The sequence below is a fragment of the Bifidobacterium thermophilum genome (assembly GCF_002846655.1).
Taxonomy (GTDB): Bacteria; Actinomycetota; Actinomycetes; order Actinomycetales; family Bifidobacteriaceae; genus Bifidobacterium; species Bifidobacterium thermophilum.
Window position 1 is genome coordinate 217,123 of sequence record NZ_PCGX01000010.1, and the last position, 17,183, is coordinate 234,305.

At 60.7% G+C, this 17,183-nt stretch carries 14 protein-coding genes and 1 tRNA gene; 2 read left to right on the plus strand and 13 right to left on the minus strand.

Annotated features, from left to right (window positions below):
- Position 1 precedes the first annotated feature (1 nt).
- Both CQR48_RS06380 and CQR48_RS06385 read left to right on the plus strand, forming a co-directional pair.
- Positions 2–1,063 (plus strand): LacI family DNA-binding transcriptional regulator, encoded by a 1,062-nt coding sequence (locus tag CQR48_RS06380; RefSeq protein ID WP_101452386.1) that lies wholly within the window; start codon positions 2–4, stop codon positions 1,061–1,063.
- Between the two features lie 164 nt (positions 1,064–1,227).
- Positions 1,228–3,156, plus strand: coding sequence for a GH32 C-terminal domain-containing protein (locus CQR48_RS06385; RefSeq protein WP_101452387.1), 1,929 nt, complete (start codon positions 1,228–1,230; stop codon positions 3,154–3,156).
- A 74-nt stretch (positions 3,157–3,230) separates the two neighbouring features.
- On the opposite strand, the gene CQR48_RS06390 is transcribed toward CQR48_RS06385, so the two are convergent.
- The 13 genes from CQR48_RS06390 to CQR48_RS06450 form a co-directional block, all read right to left on the minus strand.
- Positions 3,231–3,680: a permease gene (locus CQR48_RS06390; RefSeq protein WP_101452388.1), complete on the minus strand. Its 450-nt coding sequence runs from the start codon at positions 3,678–3,680 to the stop codon at positions 3,231–3,233.
- A 156-nt stretch (positions 3,681–3,836) separates the two neighbouring features.
- The gene (locus tag CQR48_RS06395) at positions 3,837–5,246 is read right to left on the minus strand and encodes a PIF1 family DEAD/DEAH box helicase (protein ID WP_101452389.1); all 1,410 of its coding nucleotides are present in this window, start codon (positions 5,244–5,246) and stop codon (positions 3,837–3,839) included.
- On the minus strand, positions 5,233–6,132 hold the full coding sequence (locus CQR48_RS06400; protein ID WP_101452390.1) for a Cof-type HAD-IIB family hydrolase: 900 nt from the start codon (positions 6,130–6,132) through the stop codon (positions 5,233–5,235). Before CQR48_RS06400 ends, CQR48_RS06395 begins: the two co-directional genes overlap by 14 nt.
- Before the next feature lie 113 nt (positions 6,133–6,245).
- Complete coding sequence (orn, locus tag CQR48_RS06405) at positions 6,246–6,920, minus strand: oligoribonuclease (protein ID WP_101452391.1); 675 nt, start codon at positions 6,918–6,920, stop codon at positions 6,246–6,248.
- A gap of 108 nt (positions 6,921–7,028) precedes the next feature.
- Positions 7,029–8,657, minus strand: a complete 1,629-nt coding sequence (locus CQR48_RS06410) for a sodium/proline symporter (RefSeq protein ID WP_101452392.1) — start codon at positions 8,655–8,657, stop codon at positions 7,029–7,031.
- A 198-nt stretch (positions 8,658–8,855) separates the two neighbouring features.
- A complete protein-coding gene (gene guaB / locus CQR48_RS06415; RefSeq protein WP_015450818.1) occupies positions 8,856–10,403 on the minus strand; it encodes an IMP dehydrogenase in 1,548 nt (515 codons plus the stop codon).
- 147 nt (positions 10,404–10,550) lie between these two features.
- Positions 10,551–11,801 carry an MraY family glycosyltransferase gene (locus CQR48_RS06420; protein ID WP_015450819.1) on the minus strand — a complete coding sequence of 417 codons (1,251 nt, stop codon included), beginning with the start codon at positions 11,799–11,801 and terminating at the stop codon, positions 10,551–10,553.
- Positions 11,798–12,457, minus strand: coding sequence for an L-threonylcarbamoyladenylate synthase (locus CQR48_RS06425; protein WP_015450820.1), 660 nt, complete (start codon positions 12,455–12,457; stop codon positions 11,798–11,800). The genes CQR48_RS06420 and CQR48_RS06425 overlap by 4 nt, the downstream gene beginning before the upstream one ends.
- Positions 12,458–12,556: 99 nt before the next feature.
- Positions 12,557–13,453 (minus strand): peptide chain release factor N(5)-glutamine methyltransferase, encoded by an 897-nt coding sequence (prmC, locus tag CQR48_RS06430; RefSeq protein ID WP_101452542.1) that lies wholly within the window; start codon positions 13,451–13,453, stop codon positions 12,557–12,559.
- A gap of 146 nt (positions 13,454–13,599) precedes the next feature.
- Positions 13,600–14,718 (minus strand): peptide chain release factor 1, encoded by a 1,119-nt coding sequence (gene prfA / locus CQR48_RS06435; protein WP_015450822.1) that lies wholly within the window; start codon positions 14,716–14,718, stop codon positions 13,600–13,602.
- A 796-nt stretch (positions 14,719–15,514) separates the two neighbouring features.
- Positions 15,515–15,727, minus strand: coding sequence for a 50S ribosomal protein L31 (rpmE, locus tag CQR48_RS06440; protein ID WP_029575932.1), 213 nt, complete (start codon positions 15,725–15,727; stop codon positions 15,515–15,517).
- 192 nt (positions 15,728–15,919) lie between these two features.
- A tRNA-Ile gene (locus CQR48_RS06445) sits at positions 15,920–15,993 on the minus strand.
- Positions 15,994–16,221: 228 nt separating this feature from the next.
- Positions 16,222–16,905: an ECF transporter S component gene (locus tag CQR48_RS06450; protein ID WP_240932121.1), complete on the minus strand. Its 684-nt coding sequence runs from the start codon at positions 16,903–16,905 to the stop codon at positions 16,222–16,224.
- Between the last annotated feature and the right edge of the window lie 278 nt (positions 16,906–17,183).

The window sequence follows — 17,183 nt, forward strand, 5'->3', positions numbered from 1 at the left end:
CATGGTATCTCTCAAAGATATCGCCAAGCAGGCAGGTGTCTCCGTCTGCGCCGTATCCCTCGTGCTCAATGGCAAGTACAAGAATCGCGTAAGCGACACCACCGCTGAGCATATCCGTAAAACCGCTGCATCGCTCCACTATGAGCCGAATATGCTCGCACGGACGCTGAAAACCAACAAGTCGCACACCTTGGGCTTCGTCACCGACGAGATCATCACCACGCCTTCCGCAGTGCGCATCATGCTTGGAGCACAGGAAGCCGCCCGCAAACTGGGCTACATCCTCATCTCCATGAACACCAACAACGACAAGTCGCTGGAACGGCAGGAAATCGCGACACTCAAGCGATACCACGCCGATGGCTTCCTATACGCGTTCATGTACCATCGCGTCGTGGACGTTCCTTCGGCCCTGCGTTCCATGCCGACGGTTGTGGTCGACGCTGAGGACGTGAACCATGATCTGCCGTCGATTTTCCCTGATGAATTCGGCATCGGCTATGACGCGACCAACCGGCTCATCAAGGCGGGTTGCCGACGAATCGCATTCTTCGGCTCAGAATCAGGAATCATCGCTCAACTGCAGCGCCTGGCAGGGTATCGCAAGGCGCTGCACGATGCCGGTATGAACGATGATCCGCAGCTGATTGTGAGAGCGACGGAACACCAGAACGCCGATGAACGGGCCGTCGACCTGTTGAAAGACGCCGCGCCTGACGGCGTGTTCTGCTTCAATGACGTTCGAGCTTCATCCATTTACGCCGCGGCGAATACATTGGGCATGACGATCGGCAAAGACATCTCCATCGTCAGCGTCGACAATCTGCCGAATATCACCGACGCGTTGCGCCCAGGACTGACCACCATCGAATTGCCGCATTACGAGATGGGCTTCGAAGCGGTCCTTCAGCTTGTGGCGATGATCGAACAGCGCGATAAGCCGGACATCAAGCCCGACCAGATGTTTCGCTCATCCTTCGACACCGACGATACATTCACGACAGTGCATGGTTCGATCATCGAGCGGGACTCCGTCCAACACGCACCTCATGGGAACGAGTAACGGCAGACCAAAGCGCTGACCGACATCGGCCCAGGCAAACCAGACGAGCTGTATAAGCCCATCGTCGAGGCCACCGCCGCATGTCGCGGCATCTGCCCAGAACCTGCCGTGCCCGCGGCAACCAACCATTTTTCAACCAACAACCACCATTGCAAAGGAGCACCATGCTTCCCACTACCAACACCACCAGCGCGCATATCGCCACCGGCGACTACACCCGTCTCGACCTGTTCGTCGAGCGCACAGGCGAGCCGGCATCAATCAGCTTGACTCGCCCCAGTGATGGAACCACCATCGCGCACGAGGTCATGCCGAAGAACGAAAACCGTCACCACTTCCAGTTCGACGTGCCCGCCGGCACCGACCTGGACATCAGCATCAATCAGGCGGTGTGCCGTTTCGGATATCTGAGCGGAAGCGACAATGACCTCGACAAGGGCATTCAATACGTCAATCTCGATCCGGATTTCGCACAATGGGATACGCTGCCTACCACGGCGGCCATCTACCGCCAGCCGGAACGCACAGGATCGCACTTCGAGCCGATTGCGCGCTGGATGAACGACCCGAACGGTCTGTGTGAGTTCAGGGGACGCTACCACCTGTTCTTCCAATTCAACCCCTACGGATGGGGCTGGGACTGCATGCATTGGGGCCATGCGGTGAGCCGCGACCTGGTGCATTGGACGCATCTGCCGATCGTGCTGGAGCCGCAGCCTGAATTCGCCACCGACCATACCCTGACCGGCGGCGCGTTCTCCGGCTCCGCCATCACCGTGAACAACGACGGCTATCCATGCAAAGGTGAAGACGCCGATGCCATCCGCTTCGCGCTCACGCGCCACACCGAAACCCGTGGCGATGAGCATTCCGTCGAAGAATACCAGACAACCTGCCTGAGCCATGACGGCATCCACTTCGAAGTGGAAACACCATGGATCACCCGGCCGACGCCAACGACCGGGCTGGATTTCCGCGATCCGAAAATCGAAACCAACCTGCCGCTGAACGCAACGCACAACGGACGCGCATGGATTGTGACCGCCACCAACCAGCCGGTCGACGAATTCGACCAGCATGCCGATGCCGGCATCAGCCGCGCATCCACCGCCGGCTGGTTCGCCACCTACCCGATGGGCAAGCCGGGTGAAGCGCAGGAAAACCAGGCGACCGTGCCTGTTATGACGCTGTTCTCCACCGCCCTGCCGCTGCACCGCAACTCTGTGTGGCAGTATGAGGGGCCGGTCCTCGCTGATTTCGGTCACCAAGTCTCCCGTACCTACGAGTGCCCGGATATGTTCGCGCTTGACAACCGCACAGTCGCCTGCGGAGCGCTGATGCACTACCGCACCGCAGAGGGCAGTTTCCAGCCGGTTCGTTGGTATGTGGGCGATCTCAACGATGACGGGAAGGCACCGCGTCTGACCGTAACGTCCAGCGATTGGATCGACTTCGGTCTCGGATACTATGCGACGCAAAGCTTCCGCGATGACCACGACCGCCGTATCGTCATCGCATGGATCGTCGACCATGCCGGCGTCCGTCGGGAGGGGCCATGCCGCGCCAACGGCATCATGTCGCTGCCGCGCGAACTCCACGTCGTCAACGACCGTCTGATCGGCAAGCCGATCAAGGAAGTGTACGATCAGCTGGTCGGCGCCCCGATCCAGATCGACGCCTCCACCAGCACCACATCGAATGTCAAGCAGTGGTCTGCGACATGCCCGAACGACTTGTATTACGCGGATATCACGCTGGACGACGACGCCGACTTCACGTTGACGATCGCCGAGAACCGCAACACCAACGGCAGCACGCCGGAAAGCCTGCGCTTGGTGCGTCGTGATGGAGTGACCCGTCTGGCGACGAGCGGGCAAGGTGATTTCGACAAGAACACCTATGACAGCGGCATTCGCGATGTGCGCCACATCGAGGTGTTCTTCGACCATCAGGTCGCCGAGGTGTTCCTCAATGACGGCGAGGCAGCGGAAACCATGCTGTTCCAGGCCGGTGAGCCGCAGGTGCGGATGAAGCTCGAGGCCCAAGGCAACGTCACCGCGTGCAAGGTGAACACGCTCAACACCATCTGGTGATCTCTCCCCCATACCAACATGGCCCTCTGCCGACGCTGAGCGCAATGCCAGCGAGGCAGAGGGCCATGTGTTTGTTATTGATGCTTCTTGACACCCGCAGGCGCGCTTGTTGTTTCGTCAACCTCCTCCTCGACGGTCTCTTCGAGTTCCGCACGCTCCAGCCCGGACATCGGGTACAGGAAAATCGGCAGCATCATCAGGCAGCCGACCAGATAGAACACGTCAGGCAGCGAGAACAGATGGAAGAACGTCAAACTGTTCGGCAGCAGGATGCCGACGCAAACCACGGCCATGCCGATCGGCGGCAAGGTCGACCACACCGCCGGATTCGGGGCGTTGTCGGCGCTCTTGCGTTTCACGGAATCAAGATATACCGGGATGATGAACATGAGGCCGCCGACCAAGGTGAGCACATCCGTGAGTTTCAGCGTGCCGAACAGCACAAGCGGCCACGTTTGGAACAGCACGAACGCGACGAACATGATCAACAAGCCGATGATGGATACCACAGTCGATTTCTTCATGGCGAACCTCCTTGCGATGGCGTTCTGCTCTCCTATGAGCCGGACGCATCCGATACCACCAGTGTAGCCTGCTCATCGCCGTGACGCGGGAATCCACACGCGGAAAACCACACATGGGAAGCCCGGGGAAGATTGATTGTCCGCCTGCAACCCCGTCTAGAACAATCCGCCCTGCATGAATTCGTCCTCTGGAGGCTCCTCGCCCTTGTCACGGAAGGCATCCTCGCCATGCTCGGCAAGCTCACGCTCAGCCATCTGCGAATGGTCGCGCAGAATGCCATCAAGCCCCACCGCCTGGGGGGACACCAGAAACGCGCGATCATTGATGCCATCCAAGTACAGGCCGTTCATCGATTCGACGCGGGAGAGAGCCACATACCCCATGCCGGGCGCGAAAGTCCGACGCAAATCCATCCGCGCGCGGTCGAGAGTCATGCCCTGCGATTTGTGGATGGTGATCGCCCATGCACAGCGCAGCGGCACCTGCTTGACCGAGGCGAGTACCGTTTCACCGTCCATCATCTCCCATGCGGCGGGTTGCATGACGACGATATGCCCGTTGTCAAAACGGACCATCGGATACTCGTCGCCGTCACGATTGGCGACGAAATCCACCACCGTGCCAAGCGATCCGTTGACATATTGCTGATTGGTGTCGTTGCGCAACGCCATCACAGCCGCCCCGACCTTCAGCGTCAGCAGTTCAGGGGCAAGCATCGTGCTTTTGAGCCGTTTCACCAACTGTACGGGGCCGGACGCCTCGGCTTCAAAGACGTGCTCACGGCTGTCGATCTGCGCGAGACGACGATTGTTCAGCTCGTCGGTCTGCCGGTTGTTGGGGAACAGGTAGACGGCGACGTCATCGTCAGACGGTTCGACGCCGATGCGGGTGCCCAGTGCCGAACGGTCGGCATCGGTGACGGCGCCATGCCGGATGTCGGTCAGGACATCGAGCAACTGGCCGGTATTCTGACGGTGTTGTTCGGTCAGATAGCATACGACAGGATTGAGCTCGGGCCACACCAGCGATTCGGTGACGAATCCTTCAGGATTGCGCCCCGCGCGCTCGTATCGTTCACGCATGGCGACCATCTGGGGCGGCGGAACGATAAGTTCGCGGTCGCGTCGGGCATGGGAAACCGGAGGCAGCTGGAACAGATCGCCGGACATGACCACCTGAAGCCCGCCGAACGGCTCCGGATTGCGCCGGACCGCACGACACGCCTGATCGACCATGTCAAACAGCCAAGCGTGCATCATGGAGATCTCGTCAATGACAAGGATGTCAGTGGCACGAATCCGTTTGCCACGCCGTGTCTTGATCTGTTTCAGCAGGCTGTCGGTCATCGCTTCGGCGACGCCGACGCCACTCCACGAATGGATGGTCTGCCCGTCAAGATGCGTCGCAGCGATTCCCGTGGATGCGGTGACGGCAACGGACGCTCCACGCGCCCGTGCCTGCTTGACGAAGGTATTGAGCACATACGTCTTACCCGCACCCGGAGCGCCGGTAAGGAATACGCTTGTGCCCGTATCAAGGATCCTCAGCGCGTCAGTCTGCAGCATGGGATGCCCCTGATGATTCCGGGTTCTCTCGAGCATCGAGCATGGCCTCGATGACGCGCAGCACACCTTGGTCCGTGTTCGCGGGGGCGATGAAACGCGCTTGGTCCACCACATCCGGGTACGCGTTGGCCATGGCGAACGACCATTGCCCTGCGCCGAGCATCTGCAGGTCGTTGAGATAGTCACCGAACACCATGGTCTGCGCGGGCGTAATGCCCAGCTGCTGTTGCAAGGCGAGCACCCCTCGACGTTTGTCGGTGTTCACGTCCATGATGTCCACCCAATGTGCGCCGGATACCACCACCTGATACTGTCCGCGCAATGGTGCGAACAGCTCGTCCGCGGGCACCCGGACATCACCGAAATCGAATACCGCCACTTTCAGAACACGGTCAGCGCGCTCACCGGTCACCGCCTCATGCAGATCGTCGAGAAACTCAAGACGGTGGTAATACTTCCGGCACTCGTCAACAAACGGTGTATCCCGGCGGTTGATATACGCGCTATGTTCCCCGCACACCACCATGCCGACATCATGGCCTTGAGGCAGGTCGGCGAGCGCAAGGATATCGATCATCCGCATCACCGCGTCCGCGGGCAGCGCGGTCACGCTGACTGTATGGCCTTGGGCGACGACAAGATTGCCGTTTTCGGCGATGAATGAGCCGGATGGCATGGCCTCGCCGAACATGTCGCGCAATGTGAAAATCTGCCGTCCGCTCGCTGGCACGAACTCGATGCCTGCCTGTTGCATCCGCTCCAGCAGCGGCCAGAACCCCTCGGGAATGCGGCTGTCGCCGTCAAGCAGCGTGCCGTCCATATCAGCGACCACCATCGAGATATCGCCGTCAAGCGGCGTGGATGCGGTCCATCGCGTTGCGCTCATGCTTGGTCCTTTCCCATGATGGTATCGCCGATTGAGGTATCGCCGATGAATGCCGGCAGCGTGCCTGATTTTTCCAGAGCCCTCGCCGGCATGGTACGGCATGTTACAGCTCGTTACTCGAGGGCGTTGCCGTTCTTCTCGTAGGTACGCAGCAGGCTGGTCGCTTCGATATGGCGAGCACCCGCCTGTGCAGCCGGGGCATCCGGACCGGGAGTCGGGACGAACAGCATATCGCGGTAATAGCGCAGCTCGTCAATGGATTCGATGATATCGGCGAGCGCACGGTGGCCGCCGTTCTTCGCCGGACGGTTGCGGTAGACGTCCGGATACCAGCGGCGGGCGAGCTCCTTGATGGTGCTCACGTCGATGACCCGGTAGTGCAGGTGCTCCATGAGGCCGGGCATGTAGCGGTCGAGGAATTTCTTGTCGGAGCCAACGGAATTGCCGGCAAGCAACGGCTTGACCCCGTCTGGGGTGAACCGCGCGACATACTCGGTCACCTTGCGTTCGGCTTCCTCAAGGCTCAGCCCGTGTTCCCATTCGTTGATCAGGCCTGAACGGGTGTGCATGGCGCGCACGAAATCATTCATATGGGCGACAGCCGCGTCGGACGGCTTGACGACATAATCCACGCCCTCGTCGAGCACGTTGAGGTCGAAATCGGTGGGGACGACGGACACTTCGCACAGCTCGTCGTGGAAGATATCCAGTCCGGTCATCTCGCAATCAATCCAGATCATGCGCGAATCTTGCGCGGTATAGGTCTCTGCGTCATGTGCGTCTACCATGGTGCCTCTTTCCTCATGTATCAACGGTCATGTCCGACTTCGGCGGCATGCGAACCCCCGCGGACCGGACCTCTCAGGTTACCGCGGGGGTGGGAGAAGCATCGCGTCTCAGATTTGCGAACGTTCCTCGGCGGCTTGGATTTCGGCTGCGACCAGATCGTCATCGACCTTGCGGTCGGCGGGATCGTCGAGATAGTGGTCGAATTCGTACAGCACCGAATCTTCGGGCGCCGGTGTGAGCAGCGAGACGACGACGATGAGCAGCAGCGAGATGATGAACGCGGGCAGCAGCTCGTAGATGGCGAAGACACCGCCGAGCGGTTTGATGAGATTATGCCAGATGAGCACCGTGACCGTGCCGCCGAGCATGCCGGCGATGGCACCGTACTTGTTCGTGCGACGCCAGTACAGGGACAGGAGCATCAGCGGGCCGAAGGACGCGCCGAGCCCCGCCCACGCGTAGGAAACGACCTGGAAAATCGAGGAATTTTGGTCGAAGGCCACGAAAATGCCAAACAGGAACATGACCAGCAGCGTGGTGCGCGCCACCATCATCACCTGCTTGTCGGTGGCCTTGCGGTTGATGACACCGCGGTAGATGTTCTCCCCCACCGCACTCGCACCGATAATCAGGTATGACGAGGAGGAGCTCATGGATGCGGCGAAGATGCCGGAGACGACGATGCCGCAGATAAAGCTCGGCAGCAGCGCCTGTGCGATGACGATGAAGATGTTCTCGGCGGCGGCCTGCGTGCCGAACTGGGTGGGCATCATCGCGCGTCCCGCGAGACCGATGCACACGCCGCATGCCAGTGAAATCACGCACCAGGTGGTGGCGATGATCCTAGATTTGCGGATCTCCTCGGAGCTACGGATCGACAGGAAGCGCACCAGCACCTGCGGCATGCCGAAGTAGCCCAGCCCCCAAGCGAGCATGGAGATGATAGTGATAATGCCGTAATCGGTGGGCGCGCCGAAGACCGCCTTGCCGTCGCGCACGATTTGTTCGCCCATGGAGTTGAGCACCGGGGTGGCCAGATGCGTGCCGTCGAGGAAGCCCGGGATGCCGCGCAGGAAGGTCACGGTGTTATCCACGCCACCGACCGAGACGATCGAGCCGATGAACACGACGGCGAGCGCGAAGAACATGAGCATGCCCTGGATGAAGTCGGTGACAACCACGGACAGGTAGCCGCCGATCAGCGTGTAGGCGAACACGACAGCCGCGCCGACGACCATCGTCAGATGGTAATCCCAGCCGAACAGGGTGGAGAACAGCTTGCCGACCGTCACGAAGCAGCTGCCCACGTACACGCAGAAGAAGATAAGGATAATCAGCGCTGCGATGGTGGAGATGACGTTCTTCTTGTCATGGAAGCGCTTGGAGAAGAAATCCGGCACGGTGATGGCGTCGCCCGCAACTACCGAATATCGCCGCAGACGCCGGGCCACCAGCCGCCAGTTGAGATATGTGCCGATTGCCAAGCCGATCGCCGTCCACATGGCGTCGGCAGCGCCGGTGAAGTAGGCCAGACCGGGCAGACCCATGAGCAGCCAGCCGCTCATGTCGGAGGCTTCGGCGCTCAGGGCCGTCAACCACGGGCCGACACCGCGACCGCCGGCGAAATACTGTTTCGCCGAGGAGTTCGAACGTTTCGAATAGGCGAATCCGATGGACAGCATGGCGACGAAATACAGCACCATGGCGAGCAATACCCAGAAGTCTTTGGTGACCATACCCTTCTTCTCTCAATCATGACGACGACGTGTGCAGCCTATCCGTGGGGCGGGCGGACGTCTTTCGCAGGTCTCTTTCGTTCGTCTCTTTCGTCGGTAGTACCAAGAAGGCGGCCGCTCTGATGCACTGGCAACAGGGCGGCCGCCTTGCAATCCGGCAGCAATCCGCGGAATCACGCCCGCGGGGCTGTCAGGACATCAGTTGTTGTGGAAGCCGGAGTAGTTCGGCGCTTCCGCGGTCATAACGATGTCGTGCGGATGGGATTCACGCAAGCCAGCGTCGGTGATGCGGATGAAGCGGCCACGCTCCTGCAGTTCCTTGATGTTGTGCGCGCCGACGTAGAACATCGACTGGTGCAGGCCGCCGATCAGCTGGTAGAGCACGGCGTTGAGCGGTCCGCGGTACGGGACTTCGCCTTCGACGCCTTCCGGCACGACCTTGTCGTTGCTGGTGACATCGGCCTGGAAGTAACGGTCCTTGGAGTAGGACTTCTTGCCGCGCGGAGCCATTGCGCCCAGCGAGCCCATGCCACGATACAGCTTGTACTGCTTGCCATGCAGCAGGACCTTCTCGCCCGGGGCTTCCTCGCAGCCTGCGAGCACGCCGCCAAGCATGACGGTGCTCGCGCCAGCCACCAGCGCCTTGGCGATATCGCCGGAATAGTGGATGCCACCGTCGGCGATGCACGGGACGCCTGCGGCCTTGCACGCCTGGGCGGCCTCATAGACAGCCGTCAGCTGCGGGACGCCGACACCGGCGACCACGCGGGTGGTGCAGATGGAGCCCGGGCCGACACCGACCTTGACCGCGTCCGCGCCGGCGTCAATCATGGCCTGTGCGCCTTCGCGGGTGGCGATATTGCCACCGATGATCTGCACGCCGTTGAACGCCTTGTCGGCCTTGAGGCGACGAATCATGTCGAGTGCCAGACGGGCTTCGCCGTTGGCGGTGTCCACGACGAGCGCATCAACACCGGCCTCCATAAGGGCGGAGGCACGCTGCCAGGCGTCACCGAAGAAACCGATGCCTGCGGCCACGCGCAGACGGCCCTGGTCGTCCTTGGTGGCGTCCGGGTACTGCTCGGTCTTCACGAAGTCCTTAACGGTAATCAGACCGGTCAGATGGCCCTCGTTGTCCACGAGCGGCAGCTTCTCGACCTTGTACTTGGCGAGCAGACGATGCGCGTCTTCCTTGGAGATGTTGGACGGACCGGTGATCAGGTGGTCCTTGGTCATGACGTCCTTGACCTCGAGACGATCGTAATCCTCGGAGGGAATGAACCGCATATCGCGGTTGGTGATGATGCCGACGAGCTTGTTGTCCTTGTCCACGACCGGCAGGCCGGAGATGTGGAACTTGCCGCACAGCTTGTCAAGGTCGGCGAGCGAGACTTCCGGGTTCACGGTCAGCGGGTCGGTGATCATGCCGGATTCGCTGCGCTTGACGATATCAACCTGAGCGGCCTGATCGTCGATGGACAGGTTGCGGTGGAGCACGCCGATGCCGCCGTTGCGGGCCATGGCGATAGCCATATCGGATTCGGTGACGGTATCCATAGCCGCGGAAATCGCCGGGGTCTTCATGGTGATTTCGCGGGTGAGGTGGGTGGTGGTGTCAACTTCAGACGGAATCACATCCGTCTCGTTCGGGAGCAGCAGCACATCGTCATACGCGAGGCCGAGCTTGGCGAAAATCGGAGGGACGGGAGCATATGCTTGCGCTTGCGTATCAAAATTTGAAGCCATAACCACACTATAAGGTCGTGACCTGACTTGCGACACGCGAACGACCGAAATGGGCGTCATTACGAGCTTTTCGAGCGCAGCGTTGCAAGACATGGACCGTGGGCTCGCGCCGCAATCCCGCATCCGCCTGCTGGTAGACAGGCCCGATCACGCTTGCGACGGACGATCCGCGTCCTTTTCCCTGTCCTTTCCCGCATCCCGCGATTCATTCCCGGCCTCGGAAGTCGGCCGATCGGCACCCCGCCCCGACTGCGGACACACATGCTGGGCGGCATGGTGCTTCGAATACGCGGCGTCCTCCTCCATAATCTCCGGAATCCTCCTGCGCAGATACGGCAACATGGTGAGCACGGTCAGCACCGCCGCGGCGACAAGGAAGCCAATCACCACATATCTGACCGGGAAGAACAGGATGGTGACCGACCCGAAGGAAATCAGCGCGGCCCAACCCCACAGAATCAGCACCGCCCCTTGGACGGAATGGCCGATTTTGAGCATCCGGTGATGCAAATGCATGCGGTCGGGGTGCATCGGCGACTGGCCTTTGCTCAAACGCCGCACAATGGCCAGACACATGTCCAGCACCGGCAGGAACAGCACGAGAATCGGCAGCAAAATCGGCATGAATACCGGGACATACACGCTCGTGTGCAACGAAGCCGGATCCAAATGCCCGGTCATCACAATCGACGCGCAGGTGATCAGATAGCCGAGCAGCATCGAGCCGGAATCGCCCATGAACAGTTTCGCAGGATGCCAGTTGTGCAGCAGGAAGCCGACACAGACCCCGACCAACGCGACATCGATGAGCGTAGCCATCGATGCGTAACTGGGTGACGAGCGCGCGAGAATATACGAATACAAGCCGAACGCGATACCGCCGATGGCGACAATGCCGGCGGCTAGCCCGTCCAGGCCGTCCACGAAATTCACCGCGTTGATGGACGCGACAATCAGGAATGCGGTGATGGCCATCGACAGCGTTGGGGACGCGGTAACCAAGGACCCGAGTGGCAGCGAGATAATCTGCAGGCCACCCCACGCCACGAACACCGAGATGAGCAGCTGACCGGCGAGTTTGAGCATCCAGTCCAAATCCCACAAGTCATCGGCCATGCCGAGCAGGCAAATCATGATCGCGCCCGCCATAACCACCCAAGCCTGATGATTCGCCGTGAACAAGCCGGAAATGAACGGGATGCGGCTGGCGAACAGCATGGCGACCACGAATCCGATCAGCATGCCCAAGCCGCCCATGCGCGGGGTCGGGATGGTGTGCACGTCACGTGCGCGAACCCTGCCGACCGCGCCGATATGAATGGCGATATGGCGAATCAGCGGGGTGATCAGCCACGTGGCTCCCCCGGCGACCGCGGCGATGAACAGGTAGACCCTCATGCGCCCAATCCCCCGCCGTTGATGTGCAGGGCTTCGCGAATCGCCGCCTGATGGATGACGCCTTCGCGCAGAACGTTGATGCCGTCGCGTTCCGTCGGGTCGGCCGCGACCACCGTACTGGCAATATGGCCTTGGGTCGGGCCGCCGTCAAGATACAGATCGACCTGGTCGCCGAACGCGGCGACGGCCTCGTCAACGGTCTGGGCGCTTTCATCGCCGGACCGGTTCGCGCTGGAGGCCGCCACCGGGCCGGTCGCACGCAGGATACGCAACGACAACGCGGAATTCGGCACACGGATCGCCTGCGTCGCATGCCCATCGGATTCACGGCGAATCGTCTTCAACCGGCAATCCTGTTCAGCGACGGCAATCGGCGAAAACGCCCCCGGAAGGAAGGCCGCGGCAAGACGGTTCAACGGGGCCGGAAGGTACAGGCCCAAATCCTCCACATCGTCCGCATCGGCCATGATCACCTGCAACGCCTTGTACCTCGGACGCCGCTTGAGTTCGTAAATCCGGTCGATGGCCTTGCTGTTGAACGGATCGCAGGCGATACCGTACACGGTGTCCGTGGGGATGACGATAACCCCGCCATCCTTGATAATCTGCGCCGCCCGCGCAATGGACCCGTCATCGACTGTGCATACCTCGCCCATAAAACCTCCGATTGTTTCACCACTATTGCACCATCGCGTCCCGACGTGCCGGCCAGCCGGCGTGCGCTCGGGCCGCAGGACGCGAAGTGCCGGGCGGCATCACTTGATTGCGAACAGATACCGCGGCCGTGACGTGTAATCCAAGCCGGTGCGCGCCTGCGAAAAGCCGTTCGACAGCGCATAGGTGAGCATCCGGTCAGCCTGGGTAATGTCATGCTCAAGCACCAGCGCGCCGCCTTTGCGTAACAGGGCCGCGGACCGGCGGACAATCTGCTCCGGAATCAGCGTGCCGTCAGCCGAACCGCCGTACAACGCCGCCTGTGGATCGTAATCACGTACCTCGGGTTGTTGCGGCGGCTGGGACATCGGCACGTATGGCGGATTGGTGACCACAAGATCGACCGAATCGTCCAGCGCGGCCAGTGTGGTCGTATCCGTGGCGTCCCCGGCCTGGAGGTGATAGTTGTAGCCGGCCGCGGGATCGTTGCCTGCGACCAGTTTCGCGTTGCGCTTCGTCCACGCGAGCGTCTCCGGGTACTTCTCCACAGCCCACACTTCGGCACCGCGCACTTCGGTGACGATGGACAGGCCGATCGCACCGCTGCCCGCACACAAATCCACAACTTTCGGGGCGTACAGGCCTTCACGGGTCAGCCAATCGATGCCTGCCTGCACTACGACTTCGGTTTCCTGACGGGGAATGAACACGCCCGGTCCGACCTGCAAATCGAGGTAGCGGAACGGGACATGACCGACAATATATTGCAACGGTTCACGCGAAGCGCGACGGTCCATCATCGAGTGGAAGTCGGCGAGCTGACGGTCGCTGGCTTCGAATCCGTCGCCCATGAGCAGGGCTTTATCAATGTCGCGCGGGCTGGTGTCGCAAGCTTCGGCGAATAACAATCGGGCGTCGTATCGGGCGGTTTCGATGCCCGCATCCTTGAGCCTGTCGGTCGCTTCGGCCAGCATTTGCCTGAGTGTTTCGATGCCCATGCGCGATAGAACTCCCTTCGATTGGACCATACCCGGCGATTGGCGGTCATGACGGCGATGCTGGTCATGCAGGTCATGCCGCATGGCCGTCTAGTCGTCATGTCGCCAAACCGTCATGTCGTCATACCGCCATACGAGTGTACAGGTCAGGCCGCGTTCGCGCCTTGATGCTTCTGCTGTTCGAGACGCGCGGCCTCGTCGGCCTGAATGTCGCTGTCGATTACCGCTTGCAGATCGCCGTCCAGCACCTGGTCGAGGTTGTACGCCTTGTAATTCGTGCGATGATCGACGATGCGGTTTTCCGGGAAGTTGTAGGTGCGAATGCGCTCGGAACGGTCCAGCGAGCGGACCTGTGAATGGCGCATATCCGCCGCTTCGGCGGCTTCCTGCTCGTGCTTCATGGCCAACAGGCGGGATTTCAGGACACGCAGCGCCGCCTGGCGGTTCTGGATCTGCGATTTCTCGTCCTGCATGCTCACGACGATACCGGTGGGGATATGGGTCATGCGCACCGCGGAATACGTGGTGTTCACCGATTGGCCGCCGGGGCCGGAGCTCATGAAGATGTCAATCTTCAAGTCTTTCGGATCGATTTCAATCTCGTCATCGTCGTCATCCGCCTCCGGGAAAACGATGACACCGGCCGCCGAAGTCTGGATGCGCCCCTGCGATTCGGTGACAGGGATGCGCTGCACGCGATGCACGCCGCCCTCGTATTTGAGACTCGCCCAGACGCCGTCCTCCGGTGCAGGGGTGCCTTTCGCGCGGATGGCGAGCTGGACGTCCTTGACGCCGCCGAGTTCAGTGGTGTTCTCGCTTTGGATGGTGGTGGTCCAGCCGCGCTTTTCGGCATACCTGAGGTACATGCGCAGCAGATCGCCGGCGAAGAGGGCGGCTTCCTCACCACCGGTGCCGGCTTTGATTTCCATGATCACATCGCGGGCGTCGTCCGGATCACGCGGGATCAGCGCGGTGCGCAGCGCTTCCTCGGCCTTCGGCAGTTCGGCTTCCAGACGCTTCGCTTCAGCGGCGAAATCCTCGTCCTCGGACGCCATCTCCTTGGCTGCTTCGAGATCGTCGAATATCTGACGGTATTTGGTGTATGCGGCGACGATGGTGCCGAGTTCGGCATGGCGACGGCCCAGCTTGCGGATCTTGTCAGGGTCGGAGGCGACTTCCGGCTGCGCCATCTGCCGCTCGATATCGTGATACTCCTCCACCGCGGTCTGCGCCGCAGGGAACTGATCCTGTGGATCCTGTGCCATAAATCTTCCTCGTTACCGTATTGCCATTGCACGTGCTGTGCGCGTCTGCATACCAATCCCGTCGACCTCAGCCGTCTGCGCTCCGGCCCTGCGCCGGAAGGCTCAACGGCGGCTGCCGGTCACACATCGGCAATCACGCTTCATCTTGGTCAACTTCACTATCATATAGTCACGCTTGGCCAAAGGGGGCGGACGAGAGCTGGGCGCCGGGCGCCGGGCGCTGCACCAGCGACGGATACCCGCCCATTGTGCGACCAGAGAATCACACGGCTCACCGATAGCGGCGGCAGACGGCCGAAGCACCCGACTACCCCGGCGCGGTGCGACGCCACCATCACACCATGCATTGATACCAATGGCAACGGGCGGAATCAGACTGATATCAGCCTGCTGTGCGCCCACAGTGTCACACGCCGTGCCAATACCGCCGACAACCAACTCAATCGGTCAGGTATCTCGTCATTGTGTGATCCCACTGTCACTTCGCAATCAGATACCGTCAATATCCAACGCCATAAGTCGGCTACCTCAATGCCGTGCGACTGAGAGGATGGGAGGATGTGACGTTACGATGGCCAGTCGCTGAATGAACCGGCGAAATCCCGAACCGCCCGCGATATCTATAACCTCTCAGCGTCGGCAGAAGGTCATGGCTCCGCCGCTACCGACGCCGGCACACCACTGACCGTCGGCAGAAGATTGTCATACCGCCCCCACCGACGATCACAGACCGGCGACCCCAGGAACCCCAGATATACAAAAAACGCCAGTCCGAAGACTGGCGTTTTCAGAAGCCTTACTTGCTGCGCTTGCCGTAACGCTTCTCGAAGCGAGCCACGCGGCCGCCGGTATCCAGAATCTTCTGCTTGCCGGTGTAGAACGGATGGCAGTTCGAGCACACGTCAACCGTCATGTGATCGCCAGCGGCGGTGGAACGGGTGACAAACGTGTTGCCGCACGAGCAGGTGACCTGCACGGCGTGATAATCGGGATGAATACCCTGCTTCATGGTGTGTCTCCTATGGAATTCGGGGGACCCGGGTCGCCAACCCCTATGGCGGGCGTGAACCGGAACCGTCAGTATTGTACGCGCCATTACGGACGACACGCGAATGAGCCCAAGGCGTAGCAGCAACGCAGCCGGCACCAGCCAATCAAACCACGAGCCGAAACGACGCCGATAACAACACCGAAAAGGTAGTGGGGCCTCACGGGCTTGAACCGTGGACCGGCGGATTATGAGTCCGATGCTCTAACCGACTGAGCTAAGGCCCCACGTTGGAGAAAACCAACTTTTCCAATATAGCAAATCCCCTAACCGCACGCGCCCGTATCCGGAGTTCCGAGAAACGGATACTGACGACACGCGGGATTCCGCCTATGCATTCAACGACAAGAATCAAAGGATTCGGCCATTACCGAATCAGCCGGCTAGTCCAACAACAGGCACCGACAACGGCACCGACCACATACGTCGACGGAATCGCCGACAACGCATGCAGGTCAATCCGCCAATCCGCGGACCGCACGACCGGAAGCGAACCGGTCAAGCGCACCCGTCCGGGCAATGGCAAGATACAGGAACCAGCTCATGATGCCGGCGAACACCACGCCGCCGACAATCTCGCTGATCATATGTGTGATGCCACGAGGGCTGATCAGCGCAACACCCTGATACCTGAAGAACAGCAGATAGAACCCGTATTCAATCGCCACGCACAGTCCTGAGGCGATGCTCATCGGCAGATTGTACTTGCGGTAGCGCGCCAACGCGAACGGAATCTCTGCGAACACGCCTTGCAGCGCTGCGGAAATGAAGACGAAGGAAAATGCGAAATTATTGCCGAACACCATTTCGGCGACCGCGCCGACAAGATTCACATACACAGCGGCGCCGGGCTTGCGGATGATCAGCAATGCAAGAGGCCCGGAAAAATACCAGAACGCATGCAGCACGCTCGCGATGCCTGGCAACAGCGCGCCCAGCACCGGCGAAATCGCCTGATATGCGAAGTTAAATCCCCAGAACACTAGCCCGCATGCGACGCCGAGCGCGGCACCGACAGCGATATCGGCAGTAGTCCAGCGCAACGTGACCGGACGTGCGGATGGCACGGCGCCGTTGCCTTGGAAAGATGGATATGTTGATTCGGTCGAATCGACCTGATTGCGAGCAAAGTTGCCCATGGGATTCTCCTGTCCCTCATGGCCGCACACAGTATTGTCTCGGAACTCGGGCGTTCCTTGACCTGTGCGGCTCGGGCGGGAACGCCACAAGCCATGGTATCAGCGGGTATATGCACAGACAGGAATCAGGGGCGGCGTGTTCCCGACGCGTTCCCGGCGCGTTCTCGGCAGTTCCCGATATGCCCCCCGGCATGCCCCGGCATGTTCTCGATTTCTCCCGGAAAGCCCGGTTACTGCTGCTCGTTGATGAACATCTTCATCGCATTATCCGCGATGAC